This is a genomic window from Breznakia sp. PFB1-19, from assembly GCF_029893935.1.
Lineage (GTDB): Bacteria > Bacillota_I > Bacilli_A > Erysipelotrichales > Erysipelotrichaceae > Breznakia > Breznakia blatticola.
The window spans coordinates 73,875-92,630 of sequence record NZ_JARXXJ010000002.1 but is presented as its reverse complement, the minus strand read 5'-3'; the positions used below and the strand labels follow the sequence as shown (position 1 = coordinate 92,630).

Below are 18,756 nucleotides of genomic sequence, written 5' to 3'. Positions count from 1 at the left end.
CTCTATTCTTAATAAAGAATAGTCATACATAATGTACTTCAACACCATGGTTAAGCTTTCAGTGCTTTACCTATAACTTGTAACATTTGTGGGGCATTTTTGCAAGCAAGTATCTCTGATTGTATCTCCTCATTTGAAAATAGGTGCATAACATCCTTTAAGATTTTTAAATGTTTGACCTTATCTTCAGCAGCTAATACCAAAATTACCTTTGCCATTCTTTGTTTTGGAAAGTACACACCCGATTCAAATACATTCATATTAAAGTCTAGTTGGACAACTCCATCTTCAGGTTTTGCATGCGCCAATACCACATGGTCATTAATAAACATGTATGGTCCCATCTTTCGTGTTTGACGGATCATTGCATCCACAAAATCGGTTGTAATACTTTTCTTTTCAACAAGTGGTTCACTGGACAAGCGAATGGCTTCTTGCCAGTCATAGTCTTCATCATGAAAGTAGATTGTCTCTTCATTTAAAAAGGATAACATCCCTCTACTACCATCTTGAAGTGGATGATAACGAATCTCGGTAAGCGATTCTAAGTAATGCTGTAAATCGATTTTTAGTGCTTGATGGTCTTCTTCTTTGACGTATTTTTTCACAATTTCAAGTACATCATCCGCACGAATTTGTCCTTTGCCTGATGTACGCATACATTTTCGTAAAATCATAACACGGTCTGCATCAGATAAAATGGGATGCACAATAATGCAATTGCTGCAGTTAGGTACTTCAACTGTCGATATTACTACTTGATAGTCATCAAAAGATATATCGTTGCCACGAAGTGCAACTACATCAATGGTATCTGCGTGTGGTATAAGTGTACTAACTTCTGCACGAAGCATATTTCCTGTGGATATTCCATTTGGACAGATAATTAAAATGTTCATTTGATCTACTGTTTGATTGGTAGAAATGAATCCACCAAAATGTAGGGTTAAATATGCAATTTCATTATCTGCAATGGGAACTCCAATTTGTTGGGCTAAATACTCTGCTGCTTTTTTGGTAATTTCAAAGAGCTCTGGGTATTGTCCTTTTACATCATTAATCAATGGATTTCCTATTTGAATCCCATACCGATACCGATATAAACTTGCTTTTAAATGTACAAAGATACTACGTTCAACAACTTCTTTGTTTTCAAATTCAACACAAGCAAGTCTAGAAAATTCACTTACTAGTGAAGTTGCTAAATCATAGGCTTCTTGGTCTTCACTTACATCATTGATTTCCATCGATGTTACTTCAAGTCGTGAGCCAAGTAAATGTAAGGTTAAATAGATACATTCATCCTCTACAAGATGATGAAACTTTCTTTGCACTAACGTGTATTCATAAGTATCCATAATTTTATTTTTATCGATATCTGTAAAATGGAATGATTCATCTTCTTGTCCCAGTACAGGCACAAAATGAGCCAAAGCAACTAATGTATCTCTGACATATTGTGTATCTAATGTTTTTTCTATATAATCAAACTTCTTTAGGTTTTCCTCTACTTGTTCTTGATATGGAGAACTGAGTGCTCCTGTATGATAATATGAAATCAATTCAGGAAAATACAAGAAGAAAAGTGCACGTTTTCGAATGATGTCTCCTTGAATAATATAGCCTGTCTTATTCTCAAATTTTAAGGTAAGTCCATATTCTTGTAGTTTAGTAGATGCTACCTTTAAATCATTAATAATCGTATTTCTTGAGACTTGGCAAACATCAATAAAATCCTCAATCAACAATGGACGATCCTTTTGTAAAATCATACAAATGATAATAAGCACGCGTTCACTTGGTGAGAAGTATACATTGCGTACTAACGGTTCACTATACATCAATTCACGAATTTGTTCTTTCTGTTTTTGTGACAGATTGATCCCTTTACTTCTTTCAAGGGTGACTTCTTCAATGTTATGGCTCGCTAAAAAATCATTGATCTTACACAAATCATAATACACGCTTCGTTTAGAGATTTGTTTTTCATCAACAATTTCTTGAATCTTAATATGTACCTCACTTTGCAGTAATGTATTTAATAATTCCTGACATCTTGTATCGAGTTCAATCATGTTCGTCACCTCACCTAAATACACCATAACACATTTTATATTTTCAACGAAGTCCAAAATTTGTCATAAACTTGTCCAATAATTGTAAATCGAACAAGAATTAATAAATATTAAAAAGACAAAGCACAAACTTTATCACAGTTGATAAAATTACGCCTTGTCTTTGCACTTTGATTATTTTTGTGTTCTTACTTTTTTACGTGTGTAGAAAATCACTGCACCTGAGATAACTAATAATCCCATGTAGAATAATCCATTTGATGTATCTGCAGTTTTTACACTTCCATTTACACCTTCTACGCTTACAATAATATTATCTTTTTTATCTACATCAACCGAAGGTTTTTCACTTGGTTTTGGCGTTGGTTTAGGCGTTGGTTTAGGTGTAGGTGTTACTGGTTTTTCAACAGCTACTTTCGCAAAACTAACTTGTACACTTTGGTTATCTGTTATGTTTTCAATCGTGTAACTTGCTTGCTTATCTGCTACATTTACACTTTGATTATTTACCAATAATTTTGATACTTGGTATCCTTCATCTGCTTCCCATGCAACTTGATAACTTGCACCTTTACCTACTAAACGTGAAGTTGAAACACGTCCATGTTCACCACTGTTTGTTGTTACTTCATAAATTGGTAAATCTACTGAACTTGTCGTACTTGCTTGTTTTACACTCGTTGCTGTTTTATAGTCGTAATCAAAATTATAAACAAGTGTATTTCCAACTTTCCTGTTTGTATTTTGTGCAATTTGCACTTTGAAAGATAAATCAATACGGTCAAGTTCACTCATTTTTCCTGTATGTATTTTTAGTATACGACTTTGTGCTGCTAAGCTATCATCAACAATTACATTACTTGTAGTTATTAGTGAATTTGGTACATATGTAAATCCTTCTGGAATTTGTACTTCGATATCCAACTTTTCAATAAATGTATAGATATCAACATATATTCCATCAAAAATACTTGATAAATTATCTACAGAAGCATCATAGAATTGACCAGATGCACTCATTTGTGACATATTGTAAAGAACATCTCTAGCTTCTTGTGTAACCTTATCCAATCGATATCCAATCGAAGTAATATGTACATTTGGGTTATTAGTAACTAATCCTTGCATCGATGCATAACATGAATCACGGTATGCATCATCACTAGAAACTAAATAGTCTTGTGGCGCTCCATCACCTAATAAAACAAGATACTGCTTAGCTAAAACATTTCCATATGAATCAAATTGCAATTTAGCTGCTTCGATTCCATCTTTCATTGCTGTTTGTGCACCCGTAATCGTGATACCGTCAATTGCTTGTACTACTTGATTACTATCACTTGAAAGTTCTACATATGTAATCGCGTTTGGATATGTATCACTAGTTCCAGGAATTGTCATTCCTCCTCCAAATCCAATTACGCTAACGCGTATGTTACGATTACTGTGTGCAAGTAATTCCGTTGCGAATTGTTTTGCACTTTCTTTTGCTGTAGTAAATGGTTCTCCATGCATACTATATGAAGTATCCAATAGTAAAACAACATCAATGGGTTCATATGTAACTCCATTTTCACTTGTTTTTCCACCAACGATTGATAAATCTAAACTATACATATCATCACTACCAGCAACAACTGTATTAGAAGCTGTTGCATCTACTTGAATTCCTGGATCATCATTTTCACTTGCACTTATTTGCATCGTATATGCACTTAGTCCAAACACAATCACCATCATTAAACTTAAGAATACTTTTACTTTTTTCATCTCTATTTCCTCCTTCAACACATGACCGTCTAGAAACAACGTTAATTTATCCCTAGTTGCTTCTTAAGACGAGACACATCACACACTTGGATCACTTTTTTTAAAATAATTTTCAGATTCGAGTGAAACTTTGAGTTCATTACCCGCCTGATCTGTCACATAAAATATATTTGATGAATAGTTGTCATACACGAAAGTTATGGTTTGTGTATCTTTGTTATATGTAAATTGAAGATGTGGATCACCATTTTTTATATAGCGAATCTTTGCTTCATCCACACCAGATATCAAATCTTTTATATACACGGTACATACATCACCATCAAGTGTATATCCTTCATATTCTGGCAAATCGATATCAATGTTATTTACTTCAAAGCTATAACTATCTACAACCTTGTCATCTTTCATCAGATGTACTTCATAATTTCCATTTTCATAAATTGTTAAATCTTCCCTTTGATTCAACAAGATTTTGTCATAATTATCATTGGTTGTTTCTACACGAACTTCGATTGGTTGATTGGTGTAGTTGTCACTATAGTCTACATTTGCAATATGACTTGGTTCCACAATTGCAACTGGTTTATTAACCTGTGGTTTATCTTCAGGCATAGCAAACCAAATTGCAGCACCTCCAGCAACACATAATGAACCAGCAAGCGTGATTTTCCATGCACTAATACCTGCAGCTGCCACCTTAGGTATTGGTGATTGCATCAGTTCGGCGATATTTGTATGCAAATTCACATTTGCAGTTTCTGTTTCAAACATATACGCATATGTTTGATACATCAATGGTGTAAATGCAAGTGCTCTTGCTTTGTAGGTTTGTGGAGTTAACCCTTGTTCCTTCAATGATTTTTGTAAAGTTGTTTTTACTTTACGCAATCGACTTTTTACTGTTCCTAATGGAATATTCATAATCGATGCAATTTCATTTTCTGAATAACCATTAAGAAATTTTAAAGTTGCGACATCCTTAAACTTCGCATCAAGTGTATTCACTTTGTGCGAAACAACTTCATAAATCATTTTGTCATCACCATTTTCAGGCATTACAAAACGATGTTTATCAATATATGCATCCACATCTTTTGCCTGTTCTAATGAAATGGTTTCCGCTTTTGGTTTTCTGACAATGTTAATTAGTTCATTGTACGCAATCCGCATAATCCATACATGGAATGCTTCTGGATGCTTTAGTTTTGCGACATGTCGGTGAACTGCAATAAATGTATTTTGTACAACATCACTTGCAATTTCTTGATCACTTACATGATGTAAAGCAAAAAAGTATATGCGCTTATGATATTGCTCATATATTTTTTCAAATGCATGAATGCTACCTTTTTGAACATCTAAAACAATGTCTACTGTAATTGGATTTTTCTGTTCTTTTTTCATACTTTCTTCCCTTAACACGTTTCTGACACACACCGTGATTTCTCTCTATTCATCAATGATTTTATACTACACTAACTTTATTTTACGGGTCATAGGAAATCTGTCAATTCATATGCCCATCATATGAAAATAGTTATATTATATATAAAATCAAAACATAATTTGTATGTAAAAGTGTACAAAAAAATACGCCGTAATGACGTATTTCTTGAATTTCATTTTGTTTGGTCTACATCCATATCCTGCTAGAGATTTATCAAGATGTATGCCTTACCATTTGCAATACTGGTCTTGTATATAGTAAGAAAGCCAACGCATGTAATTCATGTATATTATAGTATAAACACTGTAAATAGCAACGCATATACCATAATTGCTTACTTGCAATCTATGCTTCTTTTTCCTCGTCTCTTAGTGAGATGATATGTTTCTCAATTGCTTCAAAGCGTCCTGACATTTTCGCTTTTGCTGTAAATTCACGGAAACGACGAATGATCGCTTGAAATGAATTCTTTGAATTTACAATTTCTGTGTAATGTACTTTTATTTTGAATGGACCTTTTTCTTGAATTTCATGTTTGAAGTATTGCTTTCCATCAGGCAAATCCATTTCCAAAGCATAAACTTTTCCATATTCAAATTCTGTGATGACCTTACGAGATATAAAGTTACCAGTTTTTAGTTGGTAGGTTTGCTTGTATGAAAAACCTTCTTTGATATCATTTGTACTTACACGCTTTTTTGTTGCTTTTGGCAACTCTTGAACAAAGCTGTTCACGATGAAATCAAAGTATTCTTCTTTTGATATTTTTAATGTCTTACTTAACTTCATGCAACTACCTTTGTGAATGCAAGAGCTGCTGCTCCAATAAGACCACTGTCTTCATCAAGATTTGATTTTTGGATATTTACATATTGACGTAAATTATCAAATGTTTTCGTTTCTACACGACGTTGAATATCTTCAACAAAACCATCAATTTTTAATGCTACACTTCCTCCAAGAATTACGATTTCTGGGTCAAGTAAGCTCATTAAACTTGCAATACCATTTGCTAAATATTCTTTTGCATCTTCCATGACTTCTTTTGCAATTGCATTTCCTTCAACTGCTAAATCGTTCACTTCACCTGCATGTTTTACATCTAAACCTTTTTCCTTTGCACGATTGGTAATTGCTGTACCACTACTAATCGCTTCAATTCCACCTGGCTTGATAATTCCATGACTTGGTCCATTACGCCATAGTGGCATATTTGCAATTTCATGAGCGAATCCATGCGCACCTTGATAGATTTCACGGTTAATAACCAATCCTGCACCAACTCCTGTTGAAATCGTTAAGAAAGAAACATAACGGTAATCTTTACCTTTACCGATAGTTGCTTCTGCTAGTGTTGCTAAATTTGCATCATTTTCTAGGAATACAGGTACACCCAATAATTTTTTCATTTCATCTGTCAGTTTAAAGAAATGCCAACCTGGAATATTTGGCGAATCAAGAACTGAACCATTAATTAAATCTAGTGGTCCTGGACAAGAAACTCCTGCACCAACGATTTCTTTATTGAATGAATCGATACTTTCTTTAATTTTATGTAATGTGTTTTGTGGTTCATGAATATCAGTTGCAAATTGCACGCGCTCTAACACTTCATATGCATCATTAATTAAAGCGACACGCGTATTTGTTCCCCCAATATCAATTCCTACTGCGTATTTCATATTTCTCCTCCTATGATTAAGATGTCTGCCTCTATCATTATACGATAAAAATGAGTAAGAAACTACTAGTCGAATCTTTTTATATACAACACTTTTCAATAGAAAAGAACTGCATGACACAGTTCAATTCTCATTCATCTATAAAATATATATTGCATATAGAAATATTGCTGCACCTATAATAAAAAGGAATAATCCAATCTTTAATAAAGGTAGTGTTTTCCCATCCCACGCTTTTTTATTTGTAAAAGCCCGAAATCGATAACTTATTGATGCTCCAGCTAACAATATAATACCAATACCACAAATCAAAGCACCAGTCATAGCTATTGGTTCATTTTGAAACAACAGACTAATTTCATGTAACATGTCAACACCTCTTTCCATACTCATATTATCAAAAATACATCGCATGTACTATTTATGTACCCGAATAGTTCAAAAAAAAGACCTAATGAATGTTTCATTAGATCTCATTTTCATGAAAATATGGATTATGCTTTTAGGAATGCAAGTGCTGCTGCTCCTAATAAACCACTATCTTCATTTAGGTTTGATGTTTCAATTTTAATGTATTGATCAAAACCTGGTAGTACTTTTGCTTTTACTAAAGCTTCAACTTCTTTTGTGAATCCTTCAATCTTTAATGAGACACTTCCACCAAGAATGAAGATGTCTGGATCCTCAACTGCAAAAATCATCGCGATTGCATTAGCTAAATATTCTTTTGCATCATCCATGATTTCTTTTGCAATTGCATTTCCAGCAACTGCTAAGTCATTTACTTCTCCAGCATGAGCAACTTCTAAACCAAGTGCTCGTGCACGATTGGTAATTGCGGTTCCACTACTGATTGCCTCTAATGCTCCACTTGCTAAAATGGAATGTTTTGGTCCATCTTTCCACATGATCATGTTACAAACTTCATTTGCCTGTCCGTGTGCACCTTGAATGATTTGTTTATCTACAACATAACCAGAACCAATCCCTGTTGAGATCGTTAAAAAATGAACGAAGCGATACGACTTTCCTTTTCCAACGGTTGCTTCGGCTAAACATGCTAAGTTTGCATCGTTTTCTAAATAAACGGATACACCATAGCGTTTTTCCATTTCTGCAACAATTGGATAATGAAACCAGTTTTCCCCTAAATTCACTGCCATACCAATTTTACCATTGATCAAGTCCATTGGACCTGCACAAGATAATCCAACACCAACAATGTCATGACCAAAATCGTAAATGGCTTTTCCAATGGAATCAAGCATCACACTAGGATCTGCTTTTTCTGTTGGAAACTCGACACGTTTTGTAATTGTATAATTTTCATCAACAAGTGCAATTCTCGTGTTGGTTCCCCCAATATCTATTCCTACCGCATATTTCATCTGAGTACCTACCCTTCAATCTTTTTATAACATAGAAAAAGAGCAAACACAATACTTGGTATATACCAATGTTGTATTTCCTCTTTTTTTCGTGTTTATTCGTTAATATATGGCTCAATTAAGGATGCAAACTTGTCATATCCTTTTTTGCTTAGATGAAGTCCATCTGTTGTATATTCTGGATTCATCTCTCCATCTTTTAAGAATTCTGGATACATATCAATGTATTTTACAACTGCACCATCAAAGTTTAATGCAAGCTCTTTATACTCTTTACCAAGTAACCATAACGAACGGTTATTACGGTTACGTGTAATTTTCTCTTTAGAGACAGGTAGTGGTGAAACGATATAAATTTGATCAATATGATAATTGCGTTCGAAAATCGCAAGTAGATTATTTACGTTAAAGGCGATATCTAACACATCACCTTGATGCGCATGTCCAGCAACATGTTTTCCATGTTCTTCATTTAAATCATTCGTTCCAATCATCAAGAATAATTTATTTGGTTTGTATAGTTTAATTGCATAGTCATGTAAATATAGTAACTGATGACTTGTTGCTCCATCCAATCCATTGTTGTAGATATGTGCATTTGGAAAATAATGCGCAATATCAAATCCATATAAAATAGAATGCCCAAATAATACGGTTTCGCCTGGAGTTGCTCCATAACCACGATCTTGAATCTCTTTTACTCTATCTTGTTGATAGTCAAAATACACGTTTTCCATTATTTCCCCCTTATAGTTAATTGCACTTTGTGCTTTTCTTCGTCCTTTTTATAAACCCATACCTTAATAATATCACCAACACTTACTACATCGCTTGGGTGATTGATGCGACGTTCACTCAATTGCGAAATGTGAACAAGTCCATCCTCCTTTAATCCTATATCAACAAAGGCCCCAAAGTCCACTACATTACGCACAACTCCTTCAAAAACATCACCCACTTTGATATCTTCAAAGGATAATACGTCTTGACGTAATAATGGCGCATCATATTTATCACGATAATCACGAAGTGGCATCGTAATGGCATCCAGTATGTCATCAAGTGTATATGCATCCGTTTCAACAGTTGTTGCTAGAGCTGTGCGATTGCAATTTTGAATGGCTTCTTTTGCTTTATCTGTACCCATATCACTAACTTCTAGTTGAAGTTCCTTTAATACCTTTTTTGCTACATCATAGCTCTCCGGGTGAATTGCGGTACGGTCTAATGGTTGTTTTCCATCTTCAATACGCAAGAAACCAGCAGCTTGTTCAAATGCTTTGGGTCCAATTTTTGGAATCTTTTTAATTTGTGTACGTGAAAGGATTGGTCCTTCTTTTTCACGATACTCAACGATGCTCTTTGCACTTGCTAGGGTTAATCCAGCAACATTACTTAATAAAGTAGCACTTGCTTGGTTAATATTAACACCAACTAAGTTTACTGCTTTTTCAACAACGAAATTCAAACGTTCTTTTAATTTACTTACAGGTAAATCATGTTGATATTGTCCAACCCCAATACTTTGTGGATCAATTTTAATCAATTCACTTAATGGATCAAGTAATCGTCTTGCAATGGAAATTGCACTACGTTCTTCTACATGTAATTTTGGAAATTCTTCAATTGCTAGTTTACTTGCACTATACACTGAAGCACCTGCTTCACTGACAAGTGTAAAGGCAACTGGTAAATTGTAATCTTTAATTACTTGTGAAACAAAGCGTTCACTTTCTCTACTTGCAGTACCATTTCCAATCGCAATTAAATCAATGTTGTATTTTTTCACAAGATCTACGAGTGTTTTTGTTGCTTCTTTCACTTTATTTACTGGTTGATGTGGATAGATGACTGCGATTGTTTCCATCTTTCCTGTATCATTAACCACGGCTAGTTTACAACCAGTGCGAAACGCAGGGTCAAAACCTAGAATCGTTTTGTTTTTCATTGGTGGTTGTAGTAATAATTTTTCTAAGTTTAGTGAGAACACATCGATACTTGCATCATGTGCTTTTTCACTAAGTTCACTTCGCACCATACGTTCGATACTTGGAAAAGCCAAACGTTTGCATCCATCCAAAATCGCTTCTTTTACATAGTCTACTGTTGCTGATTGCTCCCACTTGGCAAAGCGTGTAAATAGCCAGTTTTGAATATACTCTTCATTGATTTCAATATTTACACTTATCACTTTTTCTTTTTCAGCACGATCAATTGCCATTACATTATGTGGTTGTAAACTTGATACACGTCCTTCAAATGCATAATACATTTGATACACTTTCTTTTCATCTTCTGCATCTTTTTTAATCTTTGTGACAAGTTTTCCATAATTTGCCATAGAGTCATAGATTTTATTACGCACATTTTGTTTATCTGTAATCTTCTCAGCAATAATATCTTTTGCTCCTTGAATAATTGCTTCTTTATCTGGGTATGCTTCACACGCATAAGCCAGAATTTCATCATCTTGTAGAGTTTTTGGTAACTTCAAAAACAAGTTTGCAAGTGGTTCAAGCCCTGCTGCAATTGCTAGACCCGCTCTTGTTTTCTTTTTTTGTTTATATGGACGATAAATATCTTCCACCTGACTTAGTTTTGTTGCTTCTTTGATTTCAGCAACAATTGCATCAGTTAATTTCCCTTTTTCTTCTATTAAACGTAGAACATCTTCTTTACGTTTCTCAAGTTGTACTTGATAGTTGTACATCTCACTCAATTCACGAATTTGTTCTTCATCTAATCCTTTTGTCATCTCTTTACGATATCTTGCAATAAAAGGAACTGTGTTTCCTTCTTCAAGAAGCGTAAGGGTTGTTTGCACTTGTGCCTCTGATATTTGTAGTTGCTTTGCAACTGCTTCTATTTGATTCATATATTCTCCACTTTACTTGTCATTACATTTTTTAAAATTTCTACCATTTGCTTCATTTCATCAATACAAAGGTATTCATATTTTCCATGGAAGTTATCTCCACCAGTACCTAAGTTTGGCGTCAATAATCCTTCATAAGATAAACGAGCTCCATCTGTTCCTCCACGAATTGGTTCATAGTGAACAGGAATCCCCATATCTTGCATCACCATACGAACATCATCCACAATATACATGTGATCTTTAAATAGTTCTGCCATATTGTAATAACTATCTTCAATATCCACTTTGATGGTGTTCTTATCATATGTAGCATTCATTGCATCTTGAATCACGTAAAAATCTTGTTTTTGTGCTTCAAATTTCTCACGACTGTGATTACGAATAATATATTCCAATGTTGCAAACTCACTTTGTCCATTAAATAAAGTTAAGTGATTAAATCCTTCATAACCTTCAGTTTTCGCTGGATCTAAATCAAGTGGTAAAGCCATATGAAATTCCATCGCAAGTTTACTTGCATTAAGCAGTTTATCTTTTGCACTTCCTGGATGGATACTATTTCCTTGTACATGTACTGTTGCGCTTGCCGCATTGAAGTTTTCAAAACTAATCACATTAATTTCAGCACCATCAATTGTATATGCATAATCTGCATCAACTTTTTTTACATCAACGTGATCAGCTCCATGTCCAATTTCTTCATCTGGTGTAAAGATAACTTTAATCGTTGGATGCTTAACATCAGGATGTTTTACATAATACTGAATCAAATCCATGATGATACTGATTCCAGCTTTATCATCAGCACCAAGCAATGTTGTTCCATCAGTTACTAAAAGATCTTTTCCAATACAATGTTCCAAACTTGGAAACATTTTTGGATCCATTGTAATTTGTTCTTTCTCGTTTAAAACAATTGTCGAACCATCATAGTTTGTAATCAATCGTGGATTCACATGTTTTCCACTCATATCACTACTTGTATCCATGTGTGCAATTAAACCAATACAATCTACATCCTGTTCAACATTTTTTTCTAGTGTTGCATACACAACCCCATATTCACTTGTATACACATCAAGTAATCCAAACGCATTAAGTTGTTCTTCCAAGATTTTGGCTAACTCCAACTGACTTGCAGTTGAAGGAATACTTGTACTCATTGGATCAGATGTTGTTTCCATTTTTGCATACGCAATAAAACGATCTACTATATTCATTTTCATACCTTCCAATTCATTTTAACTACTGTTAATTTCCTTATGTAATTCCTTTGTTTTTATACATAAGGACTACGTTTTTATTATACGATAATTTCGATAAAAGTGGTAAAAATGCTTGTAAATGTTATACTAAATATATGAAAACATTATTACTAGCTGGAGAAATCACAGATTTCTTAAATGAGTTGTTTAACATCATCGATATTGAAGACATATTTAGCTTGATCTTTTTTATCGTTGTAATGGTTGGAATTGTATCAAGTTCAAGCAAGAAAAAGAAACAACAGCAAATGAAATATCAAACGACTTATGTACCAAAGGAAATGAAACGCCAAAATGTACAAGTTGATTTAACAAGCAAAAGAAAAAGTGCACCTAGACAAAAAAGTAAAGGTGCTGAAAAGAAAGGGATTTTCGCTCAGATTGCACAGTCGATTCAAGCTGGAATTGAAGAAGCGAATGCCCAAACCAATAAGCTAAAATCAAACGTATATAAACCAAATCAAAAAGTACAAATGGATGTGACAAATCATCAAGTTTCAGATGAGCAACAAAACTTATACGAAGAAAGAAATCAAGCATATGAAGTACGCAAGAGATTTGAAAAAAAACAGGCGAAAACAGATAAGCAAAGCATCTTAGATACAACTATGGATGCACACGAACAAAACGTTCTTGATGCAGAAACTGTATATACTGCTGCATATGATTCACGAATGAGTAATGAATATCAAATGTTTGCTTGGGAACCTGTTGTCCCTAAAGAAGCAATGGCTGCTGAGCCTGCAATAGAAGCAGAACCGGCACTATCCGTAGACGAAGAAAAAGGTTGGATTATTATTTAATAATCCAGCCTTTTATTATAGAAAAACACTTATGAATACCAATACAATCCACAACAAACCGAGTGTAATATTTTGAATTACCTTGTTTTTGTATAGTGGGTCTTTGTATCGATCACGATAGCGATTATAACTTTGTTTAAAAAAGAATAGAGAAATATAAAAGTAACTTACATATAGCGGAAAATTATAAAGTAAAATACCTAAACCAACTAGATATAGCAATACTTTCCAGTGCATGTTCAAAATCGGTTTTGCGCGTTTATCAAGGTGTTGTTTGACAATCTCTGATACATCTGTGACAACTTTGCTTGCAACTGCTTTTACTTCATCGCTTGCATTATCCATGGCATATCCTTGATAGGTAGCAATCATCTGCATATCATTTCCTCCATCACCAACAACAAGAACATCTTCTACAGGTGGTAAATGATTGGAAACCAACCATTGCAATGCAGTTGCTTTATTACTATCTTTGCCATTGATATCTAACGTTTCAATATTTGGATTTATTGATACTTGAGAACCATAATTTTGTTGGAGTAGTTTTGCTGATTTAACTACTTTATCATGACTATCAAAACGCATATCAATTCCGTAGTATGTGTATGCCTCTACTTTTTCGATACCCATTTCTTTTGTGAAGTAGTTGTATGTTTTTGCCACTTCAATATCACTGTTAACTAAGATACGATCAAAACCTGCCGACAAAATATAATACGAGCTACTGCGTACAATTGGATCACTAATTATCATTTTGGCTAGTTCACCTGAAAAGGATACTTCATGAATCACTTCATATGCATTATTGTAGATCACCGAACCATTATTGCAAATGGCAAAGTGAAATGGAATTTTATGTTTTTCAATGTCTTTTCGTAGTGTTAAAATATCACGACCTGTCACAAAGACAAACACATGTCCTGCATCGATCCACTCACCAATAGCAGTAATAGTTTTCTTGTGGATGATTCCTTTTTCACTGATGAGTGTCCCATCAACATCGCTTGCTAATACTTTCATAATCCTCCTTTTAAAAAAAGGTAGGTTGTCCTACCCTTTCATACTGATTTCAAATGCTTCAAATAATAATACAGCTACATATGCTCCTGGATCCAGTAAATCTCTAGAAGCTTCTCCTCGTGTTGCTGCACGTCCATGTTTGGCAATCATCGTAGCAGTTTGCTCATAACCTTGTCTAGCTGCTTTGCTTGCTTTACTTGCTAATTGCACTAATGGAAGTTCTATATTTTCTTTTAATACTTGAACTGCTGGATCGATTCCATCAACAAATGTTTTTTCACCAACGTTTGCCTTACCTCGATTGATAACACCTGCTTCAAAACTGTTGAAGAACTGCACCCAGTTTTCATTTGTAAGTTCATTTTGATTTCGTAAATCTTTTCCTGCTTGCATCAAACCAGAAGCCATTAGCGTTCCCATCGTTGATGGCACTGCACTTGCCATGGCTTTTCCACCAGCATATACAAGTTTTCCTAGATCTTGTTCATCAGTATCTTTGATAGCAAGATATGCAGCGCGAAATCCATCTGACATGGTAAGTCCTAAATCTCCATCACCAACAATTTGATCCATTTCAATAAGTGTTTCTTTATTTTCTTGCATGATGTTAGCAACAACTTCAAGATATCGTTTCATCTCTTGTAACATATTGCCTCCTACATTTGCTTAAAAAATGGTGTATTGACTGGATAATCAATCAATGGTTTTAATTCTTCATCAACTTTCAGCAGTGAAATCGAAACACCTGCCATTTCAAGTGCTGTTGCATATTCACCTACATAATAACGATATGCTTTAATGCCTTTTTCTTTTAAAATCGAATCAATTTTTCTTGTAACAATGTACTGTTCATCTAGTGGAGTTGCACCCAACCCATTAACAAGCACGGCAACTTCATCACCTTCAACATATGGTAAATCCACAAGAATTTGTTGCATCATTTCTTCTGTGATTTGATCTGCACTTTCTAATGGACCACGGCGTATTCCTGTTTCTCCATGTATTCCCATACCGATTTCCATTTCATTTTCTTCAATGGAAAATCCTGCTTTTCCAACTCTTGGAACTACACATGCACTTAAGGCAACACCCATCGTACGTACGTTATCTGCTGCTTTTTGGGCGATTCTTGTAACGGTTTCTAAATCATACATTTTTGCCGCTGCTGCTCCAGCACATTTATAGACAAAGAAAATTCCAGCCACACCTCTACGTGTGCTTTTTTCTCCTGGTGCACTTGGTCCAGCACTAGCTACATCATCAGCTCCAAGAACGGTAGTCACTTGTATATTTTCTTCAAAGTCGGCCATTTCTGCAGCCATATCAAAGTTAAAGATATCCCCATTATAGTTTCCATAAATGTAAAGAACTCCTGCACCTTGATCAATGTCTTTGGTAATTTCAAACATTTGTTCTGCTGATGGAGATTGAAATACATCACCTACTGCACAACCATCAAGCATCCCATCACCAACATAACCTAGAAATAGTGGTAAATGTCCAGATCCACCACCAGTAGAAATTCCTACTTTTCCTGGCGTTTTGTTTTTGGTGACATAACACTGAAGATCATCATTTACACAAGTTACTTGGTCTTGATGTGCAATATAGATCCCTTCTAACATTTCCTTTAGATAGTTCTCTGGATTGTTTATAATCTTTTTCATATAGAACCTACTTTAGTGTAATTTCTTTTGGATATGCCCAACTTTGTAATTCTTCAGCTGGGAAGAATTCAGGTTCTTTACCATTCAATGCAGTTAATGTGTTGTAGTAAAGTTGTGCAAGTTCTTCAATATATGCAGCTTTTAAATACGCTTCATAAATGTCATTTGCATCACATGCAACTGCTCCATGACCTTTCATTAAGAAACAATCCGCTTCTTTTACTGGCTCGACTGCTGTTTCTGCTAGCTCTGGGGTTCCAGGACGACCATATGCAGCTACTGGCACACGACCTTTTGATAATCCCATTGTTGCAACTTCATAAACAATCGCTGGTAATGGTTTATTTAATACTGCAAATGTTGTTGCATACATAGAGTGTGTATGTGCAATAGCAACCACATCTTCTCTTGTTTCATATATTTTTAAATGCATAAGTGATTCACTTGTTGGACGTAATCCAGATAAGTTTTCAATTACCACTGCATTCATATCCATTACAATCATATCTCTAGGTGTCAACAATTCACGGTCAACACTTGTTGGTGTAATTACAACATAACCAGTTTCTTTATCACGAGCAGAAAAGTTTCCTGATTTATGTTTACATAAGCCATCTTTTTGTGCGCGTTTTGCGATTTCGCACACATCTTTCTTTAAAGCTTCTAACATAGTTCCTCCTATTTTATTAATATGTTAAGCATTTGGTCAACATCACTTGCTTGACGCAATGCTTTCATTTTCGTTTCATTCTCTGTTATTTCAATAAACTGAAATAATGGGTTTAAGTGTTTGGTACGATCTGGTGTTGCTAGTACTACAATCATATCCGCTTCTAAATAATCAAAGATCGGAATACGTTTTGGTAGTCGTAAAAGTCCCATTGCAACTTCATTTACACCATCATCAATTCCTGCATGTGCCACGATGACACCATCAGCAATCGCAATATATGGTTTATCTTGTTCAATCGAATCAATCATCTTTTTTACATAACGAGATTCAATATCTCCTTGATCGAGTAAGGGTTTAGCTGCCTTTTCAATGGCTTGTTGCCACGAAAGTTCTTCATGTTCTACTTGAACGGTTTTTATCGTTAAAATATCTGCAAGTGACAACTCTACTCCTTCTTGATGTACAACTTTTTGTGTAGGTAAAGAAGGATCTTGAAATAAGTAGTGTTGCAAGTCTTTTACCATTTGCTCATTATCATCCACTTGGGCGTGTTTTCTAACAATATCCATAATCTCAGATAAGTTGATGCGATGTGGTTTAATTCCACTTAAGCTTCCCATCACCTTTTCTCTAAAACGTTGTTTTGCATAATCATTTAGAAATGGCTTTACTAAATATTGTGGTTTTTCACTGTCCAAGCGTACCGTTGTAAAAATCAAATCGTATGGTTTATCATATTCTTCAAATGCACGAATTGATAAACAATCTTTGAATTCAATCTCAGGTAACAATTCAGATAGTGTGACATACAAATAGTTGGATACTGTCACACCGTTTGAACAAATTACAATCGCTTTTTTCTTTTCCTCAATGATCTCAAGATTTCCTTCTTTTTTTAGCCACGCTCCAAAAAGCACAGTTAAATACACAAGTTCATCATCAACGATTTCACTTCCTACAAATGCTGCAAATGGTTGACTTGCTCGTCGTACCATTTCATGCAGTTGGGCATGTTGTGGTAAGACCATATCAATTGCACTATTTTCGATATGAAATTTGTATTTCATTCGATAATATGCAGGTTTACAGTGTTGCACTAATGCTTCTAGTAGTGCGGATTTTCCTTGAATTTGGACCAAGGAAATCTCTTCAAAGCGTTCAATCATATCAAATGCTGCATCAGTAATTTGCTTTTCAACTTCCACATCATCCGTACGCATCGAACTCACATTTGAACTTTGAATTTGTGCTGCAATAAACATCCGTTCCAACTGATTTTCTACGGCATATTTTTGCACAAGAATATTGGTTGCTGTATATTCACTAGTTCCAACAATATGTTGAAATGATTCAGCAATTGCATCCAATAATTTACCTTGTTTGATGCGACGTAAAATCAAATATAGAATAAATGGTAATTCCTCCAAGCGTTCATCTGTGAATTTGATATTTAACTTATCTTCGATCAACATAATCGATTCATACACAGATGCAAATTCTGCTTCTTCAATATTACAGATTTTCTTTATGACACAAGCTCCATTTGGCATTAGTAATACTTTGCGAATCGCCGTGATTAAACTTTCACGTTTCGCAAATTCGCTTCCTGTCATTCGATATCCATCTTTTCTTGAATAATGCACATCTACTTTGTAATTACGACATAAGGTTTGTTGCAGCTTTTTAAGATCAAGTAAGAATGTATTCTTACTAATATTGAGTTCGTATGTAAAATCAGCAGTGGATAATTCTTCTTGGCGGCATAGTAAAAGAAGCACAATTAAATACTGTCTTTCTTTATCTGAATATGTATAATCAGCTTCTTCTAGGTTAAAGTTTTCGGTCTTATATTCATCAATAACTGGTGCTGGAATTTGAAACTTTCCCGTTTTTAAACGTTCAATGCATTCAAATCCATTATCCATTAGATAATCATTTACTTTCTCTAGCGAATAACTCAGTTGCTTTCTTGATAAATCAAGCATGTCTTGTAATTGCTTTCCAGTAATTGTTGGATTATCTACGATTTGTAATAAGACATTACGACTTCTTTCATCCAAATATGCCATCCTTACCCCCTGTTTC

16 protein-coding genes are annotated in these 18,756 nt (G+C 34.6%); 1 reads left to right on the top strand and 15 read right to left on the bottom strand.

What is annotated here, in order from left to right; translation table 11 throughout:
* Positions 1-50 precede the first annotated feature (50 nt).
* The 10 genes from M2098_RS01850 to pepT all read right to left on the bottom strand — a co-directional run bounded on the left by M2098_RS01850 (position 51) and on the right by pepT (position 12,463).
* Complete coding sequence (locus tag M2098_RS01850) at positions 51-2,075, bottom strand: BglG family transcription antiterminator (RefSeq protein ID WP_280681213.1); 2,025 nt, start codon at positions 2,073-2,075, stop codon at positions 51-53.
* A 174-nt stretch (positions 2,076-2,249) separates the two neighbouring features.
* A complete protein-coding gene (locus M2098_RS01845) occupies positions 2,250-3,845 on the bottom strand; it encodes a vWA domain-containing protein (protein WP_280681212.1) in 1,596 nt (531 codons plus the stop codon).
* A 78-nt stretch (positions 3,846-3,923) separates the two neighbouring features.
* Positions 3,924-5,252 carry a sigma-70 family RNA polymerase sigma factor gene (locus tag M2098_RS01840; protein WP_280681210.1) on the bottom strand — a complete coding sequence of 443 codons (1,329 nt, stop codon included), beginning with the start codon at positions 5,250-5,252 and terminating at the stop codon, positions 3,924-3,926.
* A gap of 388 nt (positions 5,253-5,640) precedes the next feature.
* Positions 5,641-6,084 (bottom strand): DUF3284 domain-containing protein, encoded by a 444-nt coding sequence (locus M2098_RS01835; RefSeq protein WP_280681209.1) that lies wholly within the window; start codon positions 6,082-6,084, stop codon positions 5,641-5,643.
* On the bottom strand, positions 6,081-6,977 hold the full coding sequence (locus M2098_RS01830) for an ROK family protein (protein WP_280681207.1): 897 nt from the start codon (positions 6,975-6,977) through the stop codon (positions 6,081-6,083). The genes M2098_RS01835 and M2098_RS01830 overlap by 4 nt, the downstream gene beginning before the upstream one ends.
* Before the next feature lie 138 nt (positions 6,978-7,115).
* Positions 7,116-7,346: a hypothetical protein gene (locus tag M2098_RS01825; protein WP_280681205.1), complete on the bottom strand. Its 231-nt coding sequence runs from the start codon at positions 7,344-7,346 to the stop codon at positions 7,116-7,118.
* Positions 7,347-7,471: 125 nt separating this feature from the next.
* Positions 7,472-8,365 (bottom strand): ROK family protein, encoded by an 894-nt coding sequence (locus M2098_RS01820; protein WP_280681203.1) that lies wholly within the window; start codon positions 8,363-8,365, stop codon positions 7,472-7,474.
* 95 nt (positions 8,366-8,460) lie between these two features.
* Complete coding sequence (locus tag M2098_RS01815) at positions 8,461-9,102, bottom strand: GDSL-type esterase/lipase family protein (protein WP_280681200.1); 642 nt, start codon at positions 9,100-9,102, stop codon at positions 8,461-8,463.
* The gene (locus tag M2098_RS01810; RefSeq protein WP_280681198.1) at positions 9,102-11,240 is read right to left on the bottom strand and encodes a Tex family protein; all 2,139 of its coding nucleotides are present in this window, start codon (positions 11,238-11,240) and stop codon (positions 9,102-9,104) included. Before M2098_RS01810 ends, M2098_RS01815 begins: the two co-directional genes overlap by 1 nt.
* Positions 11,237-12,463 (bottom strand): peptidase T, encoded by a 1,227-nt coding sequence (pepT, locus tag M2098_RS01805; RefSeq protein ID WP_280681196.1) that lies wholly within the window; start codon positions 12,461-12,463, stop codon positions 11,237-11,239. The genes M2098_RS01810 and pepT overlap by 4 nt, the downstream gene beginning before the upstream one ends.
* A gap of 140 nt (positions 12,464-12,603) precedes the next feature.
* Here pepT and M2098_RS01800 point away from each other — a divergent pair, with 140 nt between their 5' ends.
* The gene (locus tag M2098_RS01800; RefSeq protein WP_280681194.1) at positions 12,604-13,311 is read left to right on the top strand and encodes a hypothetical protein; all 708 of its coding nucleotides are present in this window, start codon (positions 12,604-12,606) and stop codon (positions 13,309-13,311) included.
* A gap of 15 nt (positions 13,312-13,326) precedes the next feature.
* Here M2098_RS01800 and M2098_RS01795 read toward each other — a convergent pair whose 3' ends face one another.
* The 5 genes from M2098_RS01795 to M2098_RS01775 are packed head-to-tail and all read right to left on the bottom strand — an operon-like array spanning position 13,327 to position 18,740.
* A complete protein-coding gene (locus M2098_RS01795; protein WP_280681192.1) occupies positions 13,327-14,331 on the bottom strand; it encodes an HAD-IIB family hydrolase in 1,005 nt (334 codons plus the stop codon).
* A 30-nt stretch (positions 14,332-14,361) separates the two neighbouring features.
* Positions 14,362-14,979, bottom strand: a complete 618-nt coding sequence (locus M2098_RS01790; protein ID WP_280681190.1) for a dihydroxyacetone kinase subunit L — start codon at positions 14,977-14,979, stop codon at positions 14,362-14,364.
* Between the two features lie 8 nt (positions 14,980-14,987).
* Entirely contained in the window at positions 14,988-15,998 is a 1,011-nt protein-coding gene (locus tag M2098_RS01785) for a dihydroxyacetone kinase subunit DhaK (RefSeq protein ID WP_280681188.1), read from the bottom strand.
* A gap of 7 nt (positions 15,999-16,005) precedes the next feature.
* Positions 16,006-16,668, bottom strand: a complete 663-nt coding sequence (locus M2098_RS01780) for a class II aldolase/adducin family protein (protein ID WP_134170128.1) — start codon at positions 16,666-16,668, stop codon at positions 16,006-16,008.
* Positions 16,669-16,676: 8 nt separating this feature from the next.
* A complete protein-coding gene (locus tag M2098_RS01775) occupies positions 16,677-18,740 on the bottom strand; it encodes a BglG family transcription antiterminator (RefSeq protein ID WP_280681186.1) in 2,064 nt (687 codons plus the stop codon).
* Positions 18,741-18,756 lie beyond the last annotated feature (16 nt).